At 64.6% G+C, this 20421-nt stretch carries 15 protein-coding genes; 2 read left to right on the forward strand and 13 right to left on the reverse strand.

All coding sequences use genetic code 11. The features are described from left to right. The 7 genes from RTQ46_RS06000 to RTQ46_RS06030 form a co-directional block, all read right to left on the reverse strand. On the reverse strand, nt 1–518 hold a 518-nt coding region (locus RTQ46_RS06000; RefSeq protein ID WP_312435224.1), incomplete at its 3' end, for an MFS transporter. A gap of 209 nt (nt 519–727) precedes the next feature. Further along, the gene (locus RTQ46_RS06005; RefSeq protein ID WP_312435225.1) at nt 728–1549 is read right to left on the reverse strand and encodes a helix-turn-helix transcriptional regulator; all 822 of its coding nucleotides are present in this window, start codon (nt 1547–1549) and stop codon (nt 728–730) included. 18 nt (nt 1550–1567) lie between these two features. Next, nucleotides 1568–2077 (reverse strand): peptide-methionine (S)-S-oxide reductase MsrA, encoded by a 510-nt coding sequence (gene msrA / locus RTQ46_RS06010; RefSeq protein ID WP_312435227.1) that lies wholly within the window; start codon nt 2075–2077, stop codon nt 1568–1570. Nucleotides 2078–2129: 52 nt separating this feature from the next. Further along, complete coding sequence (locus tag RTQ46_RS06015; protein WP_312435228.1) at nt 2130–3491, reverse strand: MBL fold metallo-hydrolase; 1362 nt, start codon at nt 3489–3491, stop codon at nt 2130–2132. 113 nt (nt 3492–3604) lie between these two features. Continuing rightward, nucleotides 3605–4579 carry a porphobilinogen synthase gene (gene hemB / locus RTQ46_RS06020; protein ID WP_312435229.1) on the reverse strand — a complete coding sequence of 325 codons (975 nt, stop codon included), beginning with the start codon at nt 4577–4579 and terminating at the stop codon, nt 3605–3607. Nucleotides 4580–4765: 186 nt separating this feature from the next. Continuing rightward, nucleotides 4766–6106, reverse strand: a complete 1341-nt coding sequence (locus RTQ46_RS06025) for a HAMP domain-containing sensor histidine kinase (protein ID WP_312435230.1) — start codon at nt 6104–6106, stop codon at nt 4766–4768. After that, complete coding sequence (locus RTQ46_RS06030; RefSeq protein WP_312435232.1) at nt 6099–6794, reverse strand: winged helix-turn-helix domain-containing protein; 696 nt, start codon at nt 6792–6794, stop codon at nt 6099–6101. The genes RTQ46_RS06025 and RTQ46_RS06030 overlap by 8 nt, the downstream gene beginning before the upstream one ends. A 303-nt stretch (nt 6795–7097) precedes the next feature. Here RTQ46_RS06030 and RTQ46_RS06035 point away from each other — a divergent pair, with 303 nt between their 5' ends. Next, nucleotides 7098–7874, forward strand: coding sequence for a DUF481 domain-containing protein (locus RTQ46_RS06035; protein WP_312435233.1), 777 nt, complete (start codon nt 7098–7100; stop codon nt 7872–7874). A gap of 183 nt (nt 7875–8057) precedes the next feature. Here RTQ46_RS06035 and RTQ46_RS06040 read toward each other — a convergent pair whose 3' ends face one another. The 6 genes from RTQ46_RS06040 to RTQ46_RS06065 all read right to left on the reverse strand — a co-directional run bounded on the left by RTQ46_RS06040 (nt 8058) and on the right by RTQ46_RS06065 (nt 19213). After that, the gene (locus RTQ46_RS06040) at nt 8058–9053 is read right to left on the reverse strand and encodes a two-component system response regulator (RefSeq protein WP_312435235.1); all 996 of its coding nucleotides are present in this window, start codon (nt 9051–9053) and stop codon (nt 8058–8060) included. Between the two features lie 23 nt (nt 9054–9076). Then, nucleotides 9077–12802: a PAS domain S-box protein gene (locus RTQ46_RS06045; RefSeq protein WP_312435236.1), complete on the reverse strand. Its 3726-nt coding sequence runs from the start codon at nt 12800–12802 to the stop codon at nt 9077–9079. Nucleotides 12803–13217: 415 nt separating this feature from the next. Further along, a complete protein-coding gene (locus tag RTQ46_RS06050; protein ID WP_312435238.1) occupies nt 13218–15701 on the reverse strand; it encodes a TonB-dependent siderophore receptor in 2484 nt (827 codons plus the stop codon). 310 nt (nt 15702–16011) lie between these two features. Next, on the reverse strand, nt 16012–16959 hold the full coding sequence (locus RTQ46_RS06055) for a FecR domain-containing protein (RefSeq protein WP_312435239.1): 948 nt from the start codon (nt 16957–16959) through the stop codon (nt 16012–16014). An 8-nt stretch (nt 16960–16967) separates the two neighbouring features. Beyond that, nucleotides 16968–17498: a sigma-70 family RNA polymerase sigma factor gene (locus tag RTQ46_RS06060; protein ID WP_409518302.1), complete on the reverse strand. Its 531-nt coding sequence runs from the start codon at nt 17496–17498 to the stop codon at nt 16968–16970. Between the two features lie 77 nt (nt 17499–17575). After that, nucleotides 17576–19213 carry a methyl-accepting chemotaxis protein gene (locus RTQ46_RS06065; protein WP_312435240.1) on the reverse strand — a complete coding sequence of 546 codons (1638 nt, stop codon included), beginning with the start codon at nt 19211–19213 and terminating at the stop codon, nt 17576–17578. 230 nt (nt 19214–19443) lie between these two features. Here RTQ46_RS06065 and RTQ46_RS06070 point away from each other — a divergent pair, with 230 nt between their 5' ends. Then, nucleotides 19444–20190, forward strand: coding sequence for a GAF domain-containing protein (locus tag RTQ46_RS06070; protein WP_312435242.1), 747 nt, complete (start codon nt 19444–19446; stop codon nt 20188–20190). Nucleotides 20191–20421 lie beyond the last annotated feature (231 nt).

Raw genomic sequence — 20421 nt, forward strand, 5'->3', positions numbered from 1 at the left:
GTCACCGGCATGGCGATCATGAACAGCGCATTGGCGCGTGCCCGGTACGCACCGGGAAACCAGTAGGTCAGATACAGCAGCATGCCGGGCAGGAAACCCGCCTCCGTGACGCCCACCAGGAAGCGCAGCAGATACAGGCTGGCCGGGCTGCTGGCAAACATGGTGGCGGTCGAGGCCAGGCCCCAGGCGATCATGATGGAGCCGATCCAGCGCCGCGCCCCCAGGCGCGCCAGGATGATATTGCTGGGGATGCTGCAGGCAATATAGCCAATATAAAACAAGGTGGTGGCAAAGCCGAACTGGGTGCCGGACAGGCCCAGGTCCTGCATCATGGTCAGGCCGGCAAAGCCGATATTGATGCGGTCGAGAAAGGAAAACACAAACAGCAGGAACAGAAACCACAGCAGGTGGCGCGACACCTTGCGGATCACTTGCTGTTCCAGCTGCATGGTGGCCGCGTCCGGGATGGACGGCTTGGGGGAAGGCGGGACGAAAGGCGTGGCGGTGGCCAGGGTCATGCGTGTCTCCATAAGGTGTGCCCGCCGGTTTGTCTCGGCGGTGCGGCCGACTGATGCGGCTTGAGACACAGTATGCAGAGACGGGCGTCATGTCTTGTCCCCATTTTGGGGACAAGACATGACGTAGGTGGGCGGTGGCGGCTGGCGCTTGGGCCAACCATGGTGCCGGATTACGCTGCGCTGATCCGGCCGACGGAATTTGCCGGCATTCACACCGCTTGCGCGCCCACGCACAGCGCAAACAGCTGGCGCTGGCTGGAGATGCCCATGCGCTTGTAGGCGCGTTTCTGGTAGGTGATCACGCTCGACGGCTGCAGGCCCGTCGCGTCGGCGATCTCGGCGGCGGTGCGGCCTTCGAGCACGCCGCGCAGCACATCGAGTTCGCGCTTGCTGAGCTGTGGGCAGTACCGGCGCAAGGCCGCCAGCATCATCGGCGCCGCGCCCTGGGCGATCTGGCCGTTGAGACGATAGTGATGCTTGACGGCGTGCGAGAACAGCGGCGCCAGGGTTTCGATGGCGGCGATGTCGCCGGGAGCGAATTTGCCCTGGTCGCTGTCGCGGTAGAAATTGACCGACAGCCAGATATCGGCGGCTGGCTGCACCAGCAGCGACAGGCGGTCCGACACATTGGGACGCTGATAACAGGTGGCGCGGTAGCCGGGGTGATCGATCTCGTCGCTGGCCTGCTGGTGCAGCACGATGGTGGTATCGTTCCTGGCGGGCGTCGCCGCCGGTGCGATCACCCGCTGGTTGCCGTCGAGCGCATAGTAATGGCGCGCATAGCTGTCGGCGATATCCTGCAGAAAGCGTCCGCCGCGCCGGTCGGCCACCGCCACCGTGCGCGGCCGGTTGCCGAATTCATACGCAAAGATGGTGCACTGGACGATGGGCGCCGCCGTCGCCACGGTGGACAGGATGGCGCCGGCCATGGCGTTGACATCGTCATGGCCAATGGCGGCCACCAGCTCCAGCGTGCGGCCGAAGTCCAGCTGGCCTTCGGCCTGCCTGCGTTCGACGCGCCAGTAACGCACAGTCCGGCCCTGCCCGTGTTACTGCTGGCGTTGCGGCAGGACCCAGTCCGGACGGATGTAATGGCAGGTGTAGCCGTTCGGCAAACGCTGCAAGTAATCCTGGTGCTCCGGCTCGGCTTGCCAGAACGGGCCGGCCGGCGCCACTTCCGTCACCACTTTGCCTGGCCACAGGCCCGAGGCGTCGACGTCGCGGATGGTTTCTTCGGCCACCAGTTTCTGCTCGTCGGTGGTGTAGTAGATGGCCGAACGGTAGCTGGTGCCGCGGTCATTGCCCTGGCGGTTTTCCGTGCTCGGGTCGTGGATCTGGAAAAACAGCTCCAGCAGGCGGCGGTAGCTGATCACGCTGGGGTCGAAAATGATCTCGATGCCTTCGGCATGCGTGCCATGGTTGCGGTAGGTGGCATTGGCCACGTCGCCGCCCGTGTAGCCCACGCGTGTCGCTTCCACGCCCGGATAGCGGCGCAGCAGGTCCTGCACGCCCCAGAAGCAGCCGCCTGCCAGAATTGCGGTTTCAGTCGTATGTGCCATATCGGTGTCCTTGTTCAGAGATCGCTTATCTTACCGCGTCCGGCGATTTTCTTCAGGGAGCGAGCGAACCATAGCCCAGGCGCTGCAGTTGCGCCGCCTGGTAGGCGCCGATGGCGTCATTGAACAGGCAGCGTATCAGCGGATCGTCGACGATATCGGCCTCCTCCAGCTCGGCCAGCGTGGCCGCGTCGAACTGCGCATCGTTGATGCGCAGGTACATCGAGGTAAGCGATTCGCCCAGCACCAGCGCCGCATGGCATTTCGCCAGCGGTAGCTCGGTGGTCCACGACGGCGCTTCGCCCGGGGCCGGCGACGGCACCAGGTCGATCAGGTCGGCGTCGATGCGGTAGTGCAGCACGGTGACGCTGCCGTCGTGGCCGTACAGCGACAGCCGCCACAGGCGCGGCTGCTGGAAGTAGCTGTCCTCCGCCAGTTCCATGTCGCGGTAGCGCGCCAGCAGGCCGTGGCGGCAAAAGTCCAGCACCAGCGCCGTATCATGTTCGTTGAGGGCGGGGAAACGCCGGGCGATATCGGCCGTGGCAGGCGGCGCCACGCCGGGCCGGTAGTCGAAATCGACATCCTGCGGCCCGACCGGAATCACCCACGGCAGCGGCGCGGCGGGTACCAATCCATCGGCGTCCAGCAGCACCGAGACGGACGGATCGAGCCGCACCACGGTCGCTGCCGGCACCGCCGCCCCCACCTCGCGCGCAAACTGCCGGTAGGTGACGGGGAACATCGCGTGGTTGTACCAGGACCAGTCTTCCTGCACGAACTGGCAGGAGCTGGGCACGATGTAACGGGGGTTCAGCACCTGCAGCTGGGCTATCCAGTCGTCGGGCAAGGTGGCGCGCGCCGGCCTTGCCAAAGTTGGGGCGATCACGGCCACTTCGCGCATGGCCTGGAATGGCCACAAGACCATGTCCCACGGCGCCAGCGCGGCCAGCTGCGCCAGGGTCCCGGGACCGATCCAGGAATCGACGACATTGAGCACATTCATGCCGCCAGCGCGTACCTGGAACAGCGAATCGACATCGTCGTCAAGCGCGCGGCGCGGAATGATTTCAATCGCGCCCACCTGCACCGCCACATCCACCTGCAGGCGCTCGACCCGGGCAAAGCCCAGCGCGCGGATCATCTCGAACAGTTCGTCGAAGATGCAGTACAGGTAGATGGGCGTGGCGCGGTCGAGAAAATCGAGGCTTTCGAGCGACAGGTGATCGTCGTGGAAATGCGAGATGAACACGGCATCGAGGCGCAGCTGGCGCACCTGTTCGTGGTCGAAGCGCACGCCGGGAAACGCGTGGCAATTGCGGCTGAACGGATTTTCGACGATGGGATCAAAGGCGATGACGGTATCTTCGCATGCGAAAAGATAGCCGGCATGCAGGATGCGGGAGATTTTGAGGGGCATGGGGGAATGCTGGATGAACCCAACGGCAAGTGCCGGGGCCGAACCCTCGGGATCCGACCCCCGTATCTGCTTTTGGGGTTAACAAGGACGCCGGCGTCAGGCGGCTGGAAACCTTAATATGGGTTATTCAGCACATCCATCGCAAAATACGTGAAGATCATGTCGGCGCCCGCGCGCTTGATGGCGCCCAGGGTTTCCTGCACCACGCGTCGCTCGTCGATGGCGCCCGCTTGCGCGGCGAACTTGATCATCGCGTACTCGCCGCTGACCTGGTAGGCGCCGATCGGCAGGCGCGTCACGTCGCGCAGGTCGCGGATGATGTCGAGGTAGGCCCCGGCCGGCTTGACCATCAGCGCATCGGCGCCTTCGGCTTCGTCGATCAGCGACTCGCGGATCGCCTCGCGGCGGTTCATCGGGTCCATCTGGTACGTCTTGCGGTCGCCGCGCAAGGTGCTGCCGGCCGCTTCGCGGAACGGGCCGTACAGGCCGGAGGCGAACTTGGTCGAATACGCCATCACGGGGGTATCGTGGAAACCGGCCGCGTCGAGCGCGCTGCGGATCGCCGCCACCTGGCCGTCCATTGCGGCCGAGGGCGCAATGATATCGGCGCCGGCTTGCGCGGCGATCACCGCCTGCTTGCCCAGGTTCAGCACCGTGCTGTCGTTGTCGACGGTGTCGCCATGCAGGATGCCGCAATGGCCGTGGTCCGTGTATTCGCAAAAGCAGGTGTCGGACATGACGACCATTTCCGGCACGGCGTCCTTGATGATGCGCGACATGCGCGCCACCAGGCCATCCGGGTTCAGCGTGTCGCTGCCGTGGCTGTCCTTGTGGTGCGAAATGCCGAAGGTCATTACCGAACGCAGGCCGGCGCGCGCATAGCGCTCGATTTCCTGCGCCAGTTTCGCTTCCGGGATGCGGCGCACGCCGGGCATCGAGGTGATGTCGACAAAATCGGTGGCGCCTTCGTCAACGAAAATCGGCAGGACCAGGTCGCGCGGATTGATTTCGGTTTCGCGGAACAGCTCGCGCAGTTGCGGGTTCGCGCGCAGGCGGCGCATGCGCGAAGTAGGGAAAGTTGCTGGCATGGGATGACTGGCTTCCAGGTTAAAGACGCCGACAAGTATACGCCGATCGCAGGCTTTTCGTTGGGCAGCGCCACAAAAACCGCGCCGGAATCAAAAATACCGCAGGTTGGGTGGGTCGGGTAGGTCGGATTAGGCCGCCGGCCGTAATCCGACAACACTACCGGCCCGGCCAACAATGTTGGCGCATTACGCAAGCCGCAGCCGCACCCGCAACCCCGGCCCCGCATCCTCGATCTCCAGGCTGCCCCCATGCAGCGCCGCAATCGCCGCCACGATGGACAAACCCAGCCCATTGCCCGGCAGGTGGCGGCTCTTGTCGAGCCGGTAGAAGCGCTGCGTCAGTTTCGACAGTTCGCCGGCCGGCACGCCGGGACCGTTGTCGCGCACGGCCAGCCAGGCGCCGCGCGCATCCTGTCCGGCCGACACTTCGACCGTGGCGCCATGGCCGGCGTATTTGATCGCATTGTCGACCAGGCTGGCCAGTGCGCTGCCCAGCAGGTTGCGGTCGCCGCGCGCCGGCAGCTCGTCGCGGTACAGCTGCACCAGCAGCACGCCCTGCTCGTCGGCCGTTGCCTCGTACATCTCGACGATATCGGCGCCGATCTGCTGCAGGTCGATATCGGTGAAGTATTCGGGTCGCATGCCCGATTCGGCCGCCGCGATCTGCAGCAGCTTGTCGAACACGCGCGTGAGGTCGTCGATATCGGCAATCGCCGAATGGGCCGCATGCTGCCAGGCGTCCACCGTCTGCTGCTGGCGCAGCGCGCCATCAAGCTTGTTGCGCACGCGGCCCAGCGGCGTGCGCAAGTCGTGCGCGATCGCATTCGACACATGGCGCACGCCTTCCATCAGATGTTCGATGCGGTCGAGCATGCGGTTGATATCGCCACTGAGCTTGCCGAATTCGTCGTCGCTGGTAACGGGAATGCGCCGCGACAGGTCGCCGGCCTCGATCTCGCCCGCCGTGCGGCGTATCTGGCCGATCCTCGCTTCGAGCTGGCGGCGGAACAGCCAGGAGCCGGCCACCATCAGCAGCACGGCGACGGCGCCGCCATACGCCAGCGAGCGCAGCACCAGCGTGCGGATCGAATCGCTTTCCAGCATGGCGCGCCCCACATACAAGCGCGAGCCGTCGATCAGGTCACGGATCAGCAGGCGCGCCGGCACGCGGCGCCCTTCCCGCGTCACGTGCACGTGCAGCAGCTTGCCAACCGGGCTGTCGGCCATCGGCCAGTTCGACAGGTTGCCCGAGATGCGATGCCCATCCCTGCCGACCAGCAGGAAGATTTCGGTGTCGCTGTCGGTGCGGTCGGTCAGCAGGTGCGCGATTTCGGCCGAGGTACGGGTGCTGTCTTCGGGCGCGTACAGGGCGGCCAGGCGCTCGGACAGCAAAATGAGCTTGCGGTCCACGCTGCGGTCCAGCACGCCGATGGTGCCGAAGTAAAACACGCCGCAGACGATGGCAATCGAGATTGCCAGCAGCAGGCCGTAGCCGAGCGCCAGCCGCGCCGCGATCGATTTAGGCATGCGGGCCGCTTTCCAGCACGCCCAGCGTATAGCCGACGCCGCGCACGGTATGGATCAGCGGGGGTGAAAACTCCTTGTCGATCTTGGTGCGCAAACGGCTCACCTGCACGTCGATCACATTGGTTTGCGGATCGAAATGGTAATCCCACACCGCTTCGAGCAGCATGGCGCGCGTGACCGACTGGCCCTGGTGGCGCATCAGGTATTCGAGCAGGCGAAACTCGCGCGGCTGCAGCGCGATCTGGCGGTTCGCGCGCGTCACGCGCATGGTGCGCATGTCGAGCACCAGGTCGGCCACCTGCAATTGCGTGGCGTCCGGCACCGGTGCGGCGCGCCGCAGCAGCGCCTCGATGCGCGCCAGCAGCTCGTCGATGGCAAATGGCTTGGACAGGTAGTCGTCGCCGCCGCTGCGCAGGCCGCGCACCCGCTCGTCCACGCTGGACAGGGCCGACAGCACCAGCACCGGTGTATTGCGGCCCATGCCGCGCAGGCGTGCAACGATGGCCAGGCCGTCGATCTCGCCCGGCAGCAGGCGGTCGAGCACCAGCGCATCCCACTCCTCGCCGCAGGCCAGGCGCATGCCGTCGATGCCGTTGTCGCACGCGACCACTTCATGGCCGGCGTCGCGCAGGCCGGCGCAGATATAGCGGGACGTATCGGCTTCGTCTTCGATGACCAGGCAGCGCACAGTGAATCCTTTGATATGTATCAGTGAAAAACGCAGCATACGCCAGGCGCGGGCGCCTTGCCAGCCTGCCATCGCAAAAGACCGCGGAATTAAGACCGTCTTAATGCGCCGTGCGCTCAGGGCAGGCAAGGACAGCCTCAGGTACAATACGCGCTCGACCCTGATGGACCGCGCCAGCGCACGCTGTGTTTCGCTCTGCTCCCGGCAGCCGGCGGCCCTGATCGACACTGCAACCCTATTTGCCGATACCAACCGCAGGCAGCGCCGCCACGCAGGCGCGCCAGCACAGACAAGCATACAGCCATGAAATTCATTCCCACTCTCGCACTGGCGCTGGCCCTGGCCATCACGCATGGCGGCGCCATCGCCAAAGACACCAAGCAAAGCATGCTGTTCGACGAAATCCCGATCGGCAGCTGGAGCACGTCGGCCGAACTGGGCGCCATCACCACTTCGGGCAATACGGCCGGCACCTCGGTGACGGGCAAGATCGACGCGCGCCAGGAGCTCGATGACTGGAGCAACCAGTACATCTTCAGCGGCTATTTCAAGGAAGACAAGAATACCGATGACGAGGGCCGCCGCTACCGCGAGCGTTCGGCCGAGCGCTTTTCCGCGTCCGGCAAGGCTGCCTACAAGCTGATGGCCGACAATGAAAAACTGTTCGTGCTGGCCACGCACGTCAACGACCGCTTCGGCGCCTACACCAAGTATTCGACCCTGGCCGTCGGTCATGGCTCGCGCTGGTACCAGTCGGAAGACAAGAGCGTCGACGTGGAAGTCGGTCCGGGCTACTTCAGCGGCACCAACGACGAAGGCGTGTCCGAACACGGCCTGACCATCCGCGGCGCGGCGGCGATGAAATGGAAGGTCAGCCAGTCGGCCATGTTCACGCAAACCGTCAGCGTCGAGCGCGGCACCTCGAACACCCACTCGATCGCCGAATCGGCGCTCAGCACCAAGATCAACGGCACCATGCAGATGAAGGCTGCCTTCAGCGCCCGCAACGACACGCGCGTGCCCGATGACAAAAAGAATACCGATACGCAGACGTCGCTGACGCTCGTGTATTCGTTCTGATGCAAGCGGCTCGCGCAGGTCGGATTGGCACGGCGAAGCCGTGCGTAATCCGACACCACCGTTAGCGCCAGCAATGTCGTCGGATTACGGCCTTCAGCCTGATCCGACCTACGGTGCCTTCGAGGACGGTCGACAATGGACGCGCAGGTCGGATTAGCGTAGCGTAATCCGACGCAAATATTCCTACACCGGCTCTTTCCACTTCGCCTTAATCTCCAGCATCGCCGGCAGATTCGCGACAAACAGCGCGATCAGCTCCGGATCGAAGTGCTTGCCGCTGTCGCGCTGCATCGTGTCGATTGCCTCTTCCACCGTCCAGGCGCGCTTGTAGGGGCGTACGCTGGTCAGGGCGTCGAATACGTCGGCGATCGCCACGATGCGCCCTTCCAGCGCGATTTCTTCCCCTTTCAGGCCGTTCGGATAGCCGCTGCCGTCCCATTTTTCATGGTGCGTCAGGGCGATGGTGCGTGCCATTTTCAGCAGGCCACTCGCATGCTCGCCGATGATGGCGGCGCCGATTTCGGCATGGCTGCGCATCACTTTCCACTCGTCCTCATCGAGCTTGCCCGGCTTTTGCAGGATGGCGTCGGGGATGCCGATCTTGCCCACGTCATGCATCGGCGCCGCGTTCAGCAGGTCTTCTGCCTGCGCCTCGCCAAAGCCGGCGGCCAGCGCCAGCTGGCGCGCGTAGTAGCTCATGCGGATGACATGCATGCCGGTTTCGTTGTCCTTGTATTCGGCCGCCTGGCCCAGAGTCTGGATCACCTGCAGGCGCGAGCGGCGCAGTTCGGCCGCGTCGACCAGCGACAGGTGGGTGCGCACCCGCGCGCGCACGATGGACGGGCTGACCGGCTTGGTGATGTAGTCGACGGCGCCCGCGTCGAAGCCCTCCGCTTCATCTTTCACATCGGCCAGGGCCGTAACGAAGATGACGGGGATGGCGGCCGTCAGCGGCATGGCCTTGAGCTTGCGGCACACTTCATAGCCGGTCATGGCGGGCATCATGATGTCGAGCAGGATCAGCTCGACCGGATTGGCCTGCGCCAGTTCGAGCGCTTTCTCGCCATCCTTGGCATACAGCAGGCGGTAGTCGTCCTGCAGGATCTGGCGCAGCACCTGCAGATTGGTCGCTTCGTCGTCGACCAGCAGCAGGGTCGGTTTTTGTTCTGGTAATTTCATGTCGGTACGTAGTCGGATTCAGGTCAGGATGTCACGGCGCGGTCTTCTTCGGCCGCCTGCGCCTGCAGCCAGTCCAGCAATTGCCGCAGCACGGCGGCCGCGCGCGCGAATTCAAAATCGTCGATGGCGCCAGCCAGGTTTTTCAGGTGGCGCGCCTGGCCATGCGGCGCCAGCAGGCTGGAAACCTCGGCCATCAGGACATCGTCGAGCTGGCCGCCTTCCAGGCTGGCGATGGCTTCGCGCATCATGGCGCCAGCGGCCGCATGGTCAAGCGGCACGGGAGCGGCCGCAGGCGCTTCGGCAACTCGCACGGCAGGCTCGCCGCCTTCCGCGATTTCGACAGTGAGCGCCGCCAGCGCTGCCGCCAGCTGCTCCAGCAGTTCGGCCGCCGGCACCTGCCTGGCGATGGCCTGCTCGATGCGGCCCAGGATGCCTTCGATCTGCACCAGGCACAGGTTCGCGGCCGCGCCCTTCAGGCGGTGCAGCAGATGCCCTGCCACGCTGGCGCTGCCACGGTCCATTTCGCGCGCCAGCAGCGCCGTGCTGTCGCTGTTGGTCTGCACGAAGCGGCCGATAGCGCGCTGCAGGGTTTCGCGCCCGCCCCACAGCGCCGTGCCGCGCTGCCAGTCGACCTGGCCACCGGCAAAGCCGAGCGCGGCCTGGTCCGACTGCAAGTCGGTACTGACGACGATATCGAGCAGGCGCGCGATTTCCGCCGTCAGCTTGTGCATTTCCAGCGGCTTGGAGGCAAAGCCGCTCATGCCGGCCGTTTGCGCGGCGCGGCGGTCCTGTTCCAGCACGCTGGCCGTCAGCGCGATGATCGGCGTCGGCTTCAATCCCTGTTCGCGTTCATGCACGCGTATCAGGCGCGTCGCTTCCAGGCCGTCCATGCGCGGCATCTGCACGTCCATCAGCACGATGTCGTAGCTGCCGTTGCGGAACTCGCGCACGGCGCTTTCGCCATCGCTGGCGGCGATCACCTGGTGGCCGGCCGCGCCCAGGGTGATCATCAGCAGTTCGATATTCTGCGGCACGTCGTCGGCTGCCAGGATGCGCAGCGGCGGCAGGGACAGCACCGGCTGCTCGCTGCGCCGCAGCACCACCTTGCCGGCCGCCAGCGGCAGCAGCACATGGAACACGCTGCCCGCGCCAAGCGTGCTTTCCACCGTGATGGTGCCACCCATCAGTTCGACCAGCTGCAGCGAAATCGTGGTGCCCAGGCCCGTGCCGCCAAAGCGCCGGCTCATCGAGGAGTCGGCCTGGGTAAAGGGCGCGAAAATCTTGTCGAGGCGGTCGGCCGGAATGCCGATGCCCGTGTCGTGTACGGCGATATGCACGCTGGCGCCCTGCATGTCGACGGCCACCCGTACCTGGCCCACTTCGGTAAATTTGACGGCGTTGCCGATCAGATTCGTCAGCACCTGCTGGATGCGGCGCGCGTCGCCAAGGAAGAACTGGCCGGCGCGCGGGTCGTAGTCGACCAGCAGTTCGATCTCCTTGTTGTTGGCCGTGATGCGCAGCGAGGCGGCCACGTGGTCGACCAGGTCGGGCAGCGAAAAATCCACCAGTTCCAGCTCGGTCGCGCCTTTTTCCAGCTTGGCCGTGTCGAGGATATCGTTGAGCAGCTCCAGCAGCGAGCGGGCCGACTGGCGCACGGTGGTCAGGTGGCGCCGCTGCAGGCTGTCGAGGGCCGTGCCCAGCAGCACTTCGGTAAAGCCGATAATCGCATTCATCGGCGTGCGGATCTCGTGGCTCATGTTGGCCAAAAAGGCCGTCTTCGATTCGGCGGCCAGCTCGGCGCGGTCCTTGGCTGCGCGCAGGCTCTCGCGCATGGCGCTCTGTTCGCTGATGTCGGTGGCCAGCTTGACCACCTTGAACGGCTTGCCGTCGGTATTGAAAATCGGGTTGTACGAGGCCTGGATGCTGACCTTCCTGCCATCCTTGCCAAGGCGGTCGTATTCGGCGGCGTCGAATTCGCCCCTGGCGAGCCGCTGCCAGAACAGCGGATAGGCGCTGGACGCCACGTACTCCGGTTCGCAGAACATGCTGTGGTGCTGGCCCAGCACTTCGCCCAGCTCATAGCCGACCACGTCGAGGAAGTTCTGGTTGGCCGCCAACACCCTGCCCTGCAGGTCGAATTCGATCACGGCCATGGCGCGCGAGATCGCCGTCACCTTGCCCTCGTATTCGGCATTGCGCAATTCGCTTTCGGTGATGTCGAGGATGACGCCGTCGATCCAGCGCACCACGCCGTCGTTGTCGAGCACCGGGCCGCTGCTTTCGCGGACCCAGCGTTCGCGCCCGTCGCGGTGCAGGATGCGGTAGACGTTTTCGAAGTCGCGCCGCTCGCCGGCCGCCTTCACGCAGGTGTCGTTGACGCGCTGGCGGTCATCGGGATGCACCAGGTCAAACATCTTGACGCGGCCCTCGATGAAATCCTGCGGCATCCAGCCGGTCAGGTTGTAGACGGCGTCGCTGATGAAGATCATCTGCCAGTCGGGCGCGAAACTGGTGTGGAAGGACACGCCCGGGATATTGCGGATCAGGGTGCGGTACTGGCGCTCGCTGTCCTTGAGGGCCTGTTCCATGTTGCGCGACGAGCGCATGTCGGTCACGAACGCCACGAACAACGGCTGGCCCGGCGTGTCGATCTTGCCGATGGCGACGCGAATCGGCAGCATCGTGCCGTCCTTGTGGCGCCCTTCCAGTTCGCGCCCGCTGTGCAGGATGCGCGACACGCCGGTGGCCAGGAATTCGCGCAGATAATTCTGGTAGCGGGCCGCGTCCTCGTCCTGCAGCAGCATGTTGGCGTCGCGTCCGAGGATCTCGGCTTCGCGCCAGCCGAACAGTGCTTCGGCGGCCGGATTGAACGAGCGCACCTTGCCCTGGCCGTCGATGGTAATCAGGCCGTCGGCGGCCGTGTCGACGATGGCGCGCAGGCGCGACTCGCCCGCATTGGCGTGGCGCAGCAGCTGGCGGTAGCGCAGCAGGCCATTGGCGGCGGCCACGAACACGGTCAGGGTGACGGTAATCAGGGCCACGGCCAGCGCCACGAACGAGGCCTGCACGGTGATGGTGTTGCTGCCGGTGGCCGGCGTGCCGGAAAAGCGCGCCGCCAGCATGCCCGTGTAGTGCATGCCCGAGATGGCCAGGCCCATGACCACGCTGCTGGCCAGCAGCGCCGTCATCGGGCGCAGCTGCAGGCGCGACGCGGCCAGGCCGAAGCGTATCCACAGCGCCAGCACGGCCATCACGATGGCCACCACCAGCGACAGGCCGAACAGCGCCGGATCGTAGTGCAGGTCGAGCGCGCTCTGCATCGCGGCCATGCCGCTGTAATGCATGGAGCCGATGCCGGTGCCGACCAGCACGCCGCCGACCAGCAGCTGCGTGAGGCTGATCCGCGGGCGTGCCAGCAGATGCAGCGCGACCCAGGAAGCGCCCATGCCGGGCAACATCGACAGCAGCGTCAGGCGCGGCTCGAACGTGACCTGGGTGCACAGGTCGAAGGCCAGCATGCCGATGAAATGCATCGACCAGATGCCGCCGCCCAGGGCGATGGCACCCGTCACGATGGCCGTCTGGCGCTGCAGCTGCATGTCGCTGTCGCGCGCCATGCCGGCCACCTGCAGCGCCATGAACGAGGCAAAGATGGCGATAGCCACGGAGACGAGCACCAGCCAGCCGTCATGGGTGCCGTACTGGTAGGGTAACGAGGCCGGGCCTGTCGTGAACAGTGAACTGAGCATGCTGTAGGAATCCGTGCGCATAAGGTTATCAACAGGCGTGACTGCCGCCAGGAGGCGTTGCCTGCACAGGATGGCGGCAACGCGGCAAATTCATGAGAACAGGAGAATCGACCGGATGATGGCACGGTCACCGCACCCGCGTTTTCGGGGCGGGAGAAAGATGCCTTCCCTGACAGGGGAAAGCGAGATGCGTGCAACTCCGGCGCGGCCTGTAAAAATGGCGGCTGCCAGCGTGACGACGTTGGTTCTGCGTATGTTCTGATTACGCCCGATTATAGTTGCTTATGGAAAATATTCATAGGGCTTCAGCAAGAAGCTGGTCTTGCTGACAATATTTTGCAGCGCGGGCGCGACAGTTGAGGCGGCAGCAGGACGCCGCCTTGAGCAAGGCGTCCTGCGGTCCTGGCCCCGGTGCTTACATCCTGTAGCTCAGCGTCAGCAGCGCGCTGCGCGGCGCACCGTAGCGCGCCAGGCCGCCCGCCCAGCTGTAGCCGAGCGCCTGGTAGTAATGGCGGTCGAACACATTGTCGATATTCAGGCGCAGCTGCAGCCGGTCGCTGATGCGGTAGCCGGCCGTGAGGCCCGCCACCACATACGTGCCCTGCGAGGTATAAAAGCCTGTATCGCGGCGGTACATCCGGTCCTGCGCCTGCACCGACGCGCCCACGCTCCATGGCGCCAGGCTGCCGCCCGGCTGGTACGTGGTCGACAGCTTGAACAGCTGTTTCGGCTCGTCGGTGGCGATACGCTGGCCGACATTGGCGGCGATATCATCCCTCGTGTACTTTGCCATCACATACGTGTAGCCGCCGGCCACCTGCCAGCCCGGCAGCGGAGAGCCGGACAGCTGCAGATCGACGCCTTCGCTTTTCACTTCGCCGGCCGCGCGCGCGCAGTAGATGGCGCCGCCGGTCGGGCAATTCTGTTCATCGGCCATTTCGCGGTTGCGCTGCCTGATGCGGAACAGCGCGGCGCTGGTGTTCAAAGCGCCGCCAAAGTACTCGCCCTTGACGCCCACCTCGTAATTGGTGCCGCTCAAAGGCGGCAGCGTATTGCCACTGACGTCCATGCTGCTTTGCGGCTCGAAGATCTGGGTGCCGCTCACATATACCGAATGGTGCTTGTCCAGGTCGTAGACCAGGCCCAGATAGGGCGTGAGCTTCGCGCTTTCGTCCAGGCTGCGCTTCCACGCATATTGCGTCTCGTACCAGCCCGTCACGTCCTGCGTGTACCAGCCCAGGCGCGCGCCCATTACCAGATGCAGCGGGTCCGCCAGGCTGAAGTTGCCGGCCGCGTACAAGCCCTTCTCGCGCGTCTTGCGGCCCCAGTTGTACGGCTCCAGCAGGCCGGCCTGCATCGGGTAGGCGCGCGGATTCCAGTTGCGGATATCGATGGTGCGCGTGCCCGCCCCTTCCCAGGACTGTGCCGCGTCCGAGTCGTCGTCGCGGTAGCTGGCGCCGATAATCACTTCGTGCTGGCGGCCGAACCAGGTCACGGGACCGCTGACGCGTACGTCCGCCACCACCTGGCCGGTACTGTATTTCCAGCCCGTCTCCGATTGCTGCAGCAGGTAGTCCTGGCCGTCGATGCGGCTGTTGGTGGTATTGCGGGTGGACGATTTGGCGTCGATATGGGTCACGGCCAGGCGCGCCTTCCAGCCACCGCCCAGGCGCTGTTCCAGGTCGGCGAACAGCACGTCGTTGTCGCGGTCCTGGAACGAGTCGGCGTTGTTCAGGAAAGTGGAACGGGGCAAGTTCATGTGACGCCCGTCCGCAAACGTCGGCAGGCCGACCGAGACGCCGTCCGTGCGGCTGGTCTGGCGCGAAAAGCCCATCCCCAGCACCGTATCCGGCCCCAGGTCGGCCTCGATGATGCCGTACAGGGTGCCGTTCTTGTTGTTGACCACGTCGATAAAGCTGTCGCTGTCGCGCCAGCTGCCCGCCACGCGGCCGCGCAGGCTGCCCGATTCATTGAGGCCAGCACTGGCGTCCAGCGTCAGCTGCCGGTCTTTCCAGCTGCCCAGCGCCAGCGAGCCGTTGAACAGGGGCGTGGCGGTCGGACGCTTCCGCACCAGGTTGATGCTGCCCGACGGCGCGCCCGCCCCTTCCATCAGCCCGGTGGCGCCGCGCACCACTTCCACGCGGTCGTACATGATCATGTCGGCCGACACATTGCGCTGGTTGAAGCCTGTGACGTCCAGCGGCAGGCCATCGACATTGACGTGCGTGAGCGCAAAGCCGCGCGCATAGTACGAGGTCTCCTGGTCCGTCACGCCCGGCTGCTTGGTATAGATGCCCGGCGTGGCCAGCGCCACGTCCTGCAGGGTGGTCAGATGAAAATCGTCCATCTGCTGGCGCGCGATCACGCTGACCGACTGCGGCGTCTGGCGCTGCGACAGCGTCAGGCCGGTGGCCGTGCTCATGCTCTTCGTGGTGTAGGCGCCGGTGCCTTCCGTATTGCGGTCCGCCTCGGCGCTGATGGTGACGGCCGGCATGATGGCGGCATCGCCTACCTCAGGTGCCCTGCGCACCACATAGTCGCCGTTGCCGCTCTCGACCGCTTCCAGCCCGCTGCCCTCCAGCAGCGCCTGCAGGCCCTGCCGCACCGTGTAGCGTCCCTGCACGCCCTTGCTGCGCAAGCCTGCCAATGGCGTCGACTGGGTCGAGATATTCACGCCGGAAGCGATCGCGTAGGTGAAGAGCGTCGTTGACAGGTCGCCGGCGGCGATGCGGTAGTCACGCGCTGATGCCGGTGCGGCGTCGGCCGCGCGCGCCGGCGGTGGCGCGGCGGCGAGCGCGGCGCCCCCCATGCCCAGCACAAGAACCAGCGCGGCGCGCACGGCGCGGGTGGTGGGATGCAAAATGATCGGTGCGCGGAAAGCGCGGTGCGGCAAAGCCATGTGGACCCTTTCGATAGTCGGAAATGCTGTTCTATCTGTTATGACGGACCAGGTTCAGAAAAGGGACAGGCGTATGGCAGATTATTTCATGTTGTGACGCCGGTGGTGGCGTCGGGTTACGCTGCGCTAACCCGACCCCCGCGGCTTGCACGGGATCGTACGACGGACAACGATAAAAGATCGTAGGTCGGATTAGCGGCGGCACGCCGCGTAATCCGACAACATTGTTGGCGCCGGCAGTGGCATCGGGTTACGCTGCGCTACCCCGACCTGCGCGGCTTGCACGCCGGTCGCACGATTGTTGGCGTCGTCAACGCGCTTCCACGCTGACCCAGTATCGCGTGTGCAAACGGACCCGGACCGGCAGCGACAGCTGCAGCAATTCGAATATCCTGTCCGTATCCTTCAGCTGGAAAATGCCATCGACCGGCAGCTGCGCCACCGCCGGGTCGCAGCGCACCACGCCGCGGCGATAGCGCGCCACCTGTGCCAGCACTTCGCCCAGCGGCATGCGCTCGGCGATCAGCACGCCCTGCAGCCAGCCGCTGGCGGCCGCCGCGACCGGTGTGTCAGGCGCGATGGCCCGATTATCGAAGCTGGTCTGCCAGCCACGCTTGACGATGCGCGCAGCCTGCATGCCATCGACCGGCACGATCTCCACCGCGCCGTCCGTCACCGACACCTGCGTACGCGGCGACAGCAGGCCGCCGTCATGGCGCACGCCGAAGCGGGTGCCGATGGCGCGCACGCTGCCGTTGCCGCTTCTGACCAGCAGCGGACGCGGGTCGGCGGCGGTGGCCAGATGAATTTCGCCCGCATGCAGCGTCACCAGCCGGCACGCGCCGTCGAACGCAATATCGATGGCGGTGGCGGTATTGAGCGCCAGCTGCGTGCCGTCCGCCAGCATCATATGGCGCATTTCACCGGTAGCGGTACTGATGCCGGCGCGCCACGACTGCCATGGCGCTGACCGGCTGGCCAGCCACAAAGGCGGCCCGGCGCAGGCGATCAGCACGGCCAGATGCCTGATGCTGGCGCGCCGGTCCCGTTGCGACTGCGATGGCTGCGATGGCTGGCGCAGCGCGGGCGGCACCACGGCCAGCGTCTGGCACAGCAGTTCCGCGCGGCGCCAGGCTTCTAGGTGATCGAGATGGCTGTCGCGCCAGCGTTCAAAGGCCTGCTGCTCGGCGGCGCTCAACGCACCGTCGCGCAGGCGCACCAGCCACTGCGCCGCGTCACGCGCAGCGTGGGGAGACAAGGCCGCTGTCACAGTATCAGCAGGATGCACTGCTCTAACGCCTGCACCATGTAGCGCTTGACACTGCGCTCGCTCACGCCCAGCCGCTGGGCGATGTCGGCGTAGGCCAGGTCATCGATATGCGCCATCAGGAAGGCGCTGCGTACCACGCCGGGCAAGCCATCGAGCATGGCGTCGATGCGCTGCAGCGTTTGCACGACCATCAATCGCTCTTCCGGCGACTGCATCAGCAGTTCCGGCTGCTGCGCCAGCGCCTCGCACCAGGCCTGCTCCAGCGACAGGCGCCGGTAATGGTCGATCAGCAGCCGCTGCGCCACCGTGGTCAGGTAGGCACGCGGTTCGCGCAGCGATGGCATCGCGTGCGGTGCCGCCAGCAGCCGCACGAAGGTGTCATGCGCCAGGTCGGCCGCCTGGTCGGCGCAGGGCAGCTTGCCGCGCAGCCAGCGCAACAGCCAGCCGTGGTGGCTGCTGTAGATGCCGGCTATCGGGTCGAGGGACTGCGCAATCTGCACGATGAATTCCTGCGCGGTGAGCGGCAAGGTAAAAGTTGATTTGCAAAAAGTTATGTGAAGCACTACATACAACTGAGAATGCTTCTCATTATCGCAATGAATCGTCAGGCCGTCAAGGACGGCGTCATGGAGCCGAGCCGCATGCGCGCAGGCTTGACCTCGGCCACGGACGCCGCCCGATGCAATTTGAAGAGGCTGACCCGCGCCGCCAGGCTGCTTGCGCTGTCGCGCAAGGAATAGGCGGCACTGGCGGCCTCCTCGACCAGCGCCGCATTTTGCTGCGTGGCCTGATCCATCTGGCTGATCGCCTGGTGGATCTGCTCGATACCTGAACTCTGTTCCGAACTGGCAATGCTGATCTCGCCCATGATGGCGGTCACGCGCGCGACGCTCTCGACGATGTCGTCCATGGTGGCGCCGGCCTGGCTGACAAGCCGGCTGCCGTTATCGACTTTGCCCACCGAGTCGGTGATCAGCTGCTTGATTTCCCTGGCTGCACCGGCCGAGCGATGGGCAAGATTGCGCACTTCGGTCGCGACCACGGCGAAGCCGCGCCCCTGTTCGCCGGCGCGGGCCGCCTCGACCGCCGCATTCAGTGCCAGGATATTGGTCTGGAAAGCGATGCTGTCGATGACGGCAATGATGTCGACGATCTTGCGCGCCGAATCCTTGATGTCCGCCATGGTCACCACCACGTTTGCCACCACGGCGCCGCCACGCAGGGCCACCTGGGAAGCCGCTGCCGCAAGTTCGCTGGCCTGGCGGGCGTTATCGGCATTCTGGCGCACCGTGCCGGTCAGTTCCTCGACCGAGGCTGAGGTTTCTTCGATCGAACTTGCTTGCTGTTCGGTACGCAAGGACAAATCGAGATTGCCTGCAGCAATCTGGCTGGAAGCGGTGGCAATCACGTCGCTCTCGGTTCTCACCTCATGCACGATCCCGGTCAGGCTGCCCGTCATGTCGCGCAGCGCGCCGAGCAGTTGGCCAAATTCGTTACTTGAGGTCACTTCAACCTGCACGCTCAGGTCGCCGCCCGCCACGCGGCGCGCCACCACCACCGCAGCATCGAGCGGCCTGGTAATGGCGCGTACCAGATACACCGTCGCGCCAGCGGCAAGCAACACCGCAAAGACGATCGCCGCCAGCACAACGCGGTTGATTGCATCGAGTTCGGCATGCAGGTCCGTGCTCTCCTGCGCGTTACGCTTTGACATAAAGCTCTGCAATTCCTGATAGGCTACCTGCCCTTTAGCATAGGTCGGATTGATTTCGCGTATCAGTATTTCCTGCGCGCGATCCCAGTCATTGGCCTCGATCGCGCGAGCGGCATCGGCTATCAGCCCCTGCCCCAGATTGCGGCTTTCGCCCAGCCAGTGGTTCACGGCATCTTTCGTCGATTGCCGAAACAAGGACTGCAGCAAAGCCTCGCGCTCCTGTTGCAGTTTTTTGGTATTGTCAACAATGTTCTTGAAATGATTGTTGAGCGGATGATCGTGCATGATTGCGTATTTGCTGGCCGGGTTGTGTTGCAGCGCCTGCAGGATCTGGCTGCGGTTCGATTCCATGCGAAAAACAAGGCTGGCGATCGTCAGCTGTTGCTGCGCGGCTTTGAGCGAGGTCTGTTCCAGCAGGTCGACCGAACGTTGCGCCGCATGATATCCAAGCGCGCCGACTGCGATAGTGACCAGCACCAGCAGGCCGATGACCGATACGATAAGATTTTTGATGCTGAAGTTTTTCATAAAGGAAGCAATGAAGGTTGTTTACGACCCGTGCGCGGGCCAGTCAGGAGGCGCTTCCGACAAGAAAAGCCACTCAATAAAATTGATCAATTTGACGAATTTGACGAAAGAATCAAATTCGTGTGGATTATGGCATCAAATATTTCCTTAAGCAAACTAAATTTGCCAAATTTACTGGCCAGAAAAATGCATCGTCAGTTAACATGCGATGAACTTGAAGAGAGATAACGATGCGAGCAGAGTCAGGACGGGATGCGGACCCGGAAATTGTCACCACCACCCGGGCAGCCGATTTGCTGGGCGTGGCCGTGAGCACCGTGCAGAAATGGGTGGAACTGGGCAAGCTGGAGTCGTGGAAGACGCCCGGTGGGCATCGGCGCATTGCGCTGGCCTCCATCAGAAACATCCTCTATCCCGACGGCGGCGGCTTGCCTGGCAACAGCGCGGTTGAGCCGGGACACATGAAGACGCTTGCCAGGGGAGTTTCCCACGACAGGGGTGCCGATGTGAGCGACGAAAGCGCGCGCCTGCGCGCCACGCGCGCGACCGGCTTGCTCGACACGCCGGCGCACATCAATTACGATCGCATCGTGCGCGTTGCGGCACTGCTGGCGGACATGCCCATCTCGCTCATTTCGCTGCTCGATGAAGATCGCCAGTGGTTCAAGGCGCGCCTGGGCCTGAGTATTACCGAGACGCCAAGATCATGGGCATTTTGCAATTACACCATCCTCGAGAACAAGATCATGATCGTCGAGGATGCGACCCTAGACCCGCGCTTTGCGGACAATCCCCTGGTGACGGGCCAGGAAGCGATACGTTTCTATGCCGGCGTGCCCTTGCTGGACCGCAACGCATGCCGCCTGGGCAGTTTGTGCGTGCTGGACCGCAAGCCGCGCCAGCTGAGCCACGAACAGACCTGGGCCCTGACCGAGCTTGCCACCATCGTTTCCGAGGAAATACAGCGGGGCAGATAACAGATAAACGATACGGCCGGCTGCGCCTGCAGTGCGCGCAGCGCGGCCAGGCCATCATCAGTCCTGCATGACTTTATCGGGCGTCATGGGCGTCTCGCGCACCCGCTTGCCAGTGGCGTGATAGATGGCGTTCGAGATGGCGGCCGCCACGCCGACGATGCCGATCTCGCCCACGCCCTTGGCGCCCAGGCGGCTGACGATGCGGTCGTCCTCCTGCACGAAGATGACGTC

Source organism: Janthinobacterium sp., assembly GCF_031995485.1.
Lineage (GTDB): Bacteria > Pseudomonadota > Gammaproteobacteria > Burkholderiales > Burkholderiaceae_D > Janthinobacterium.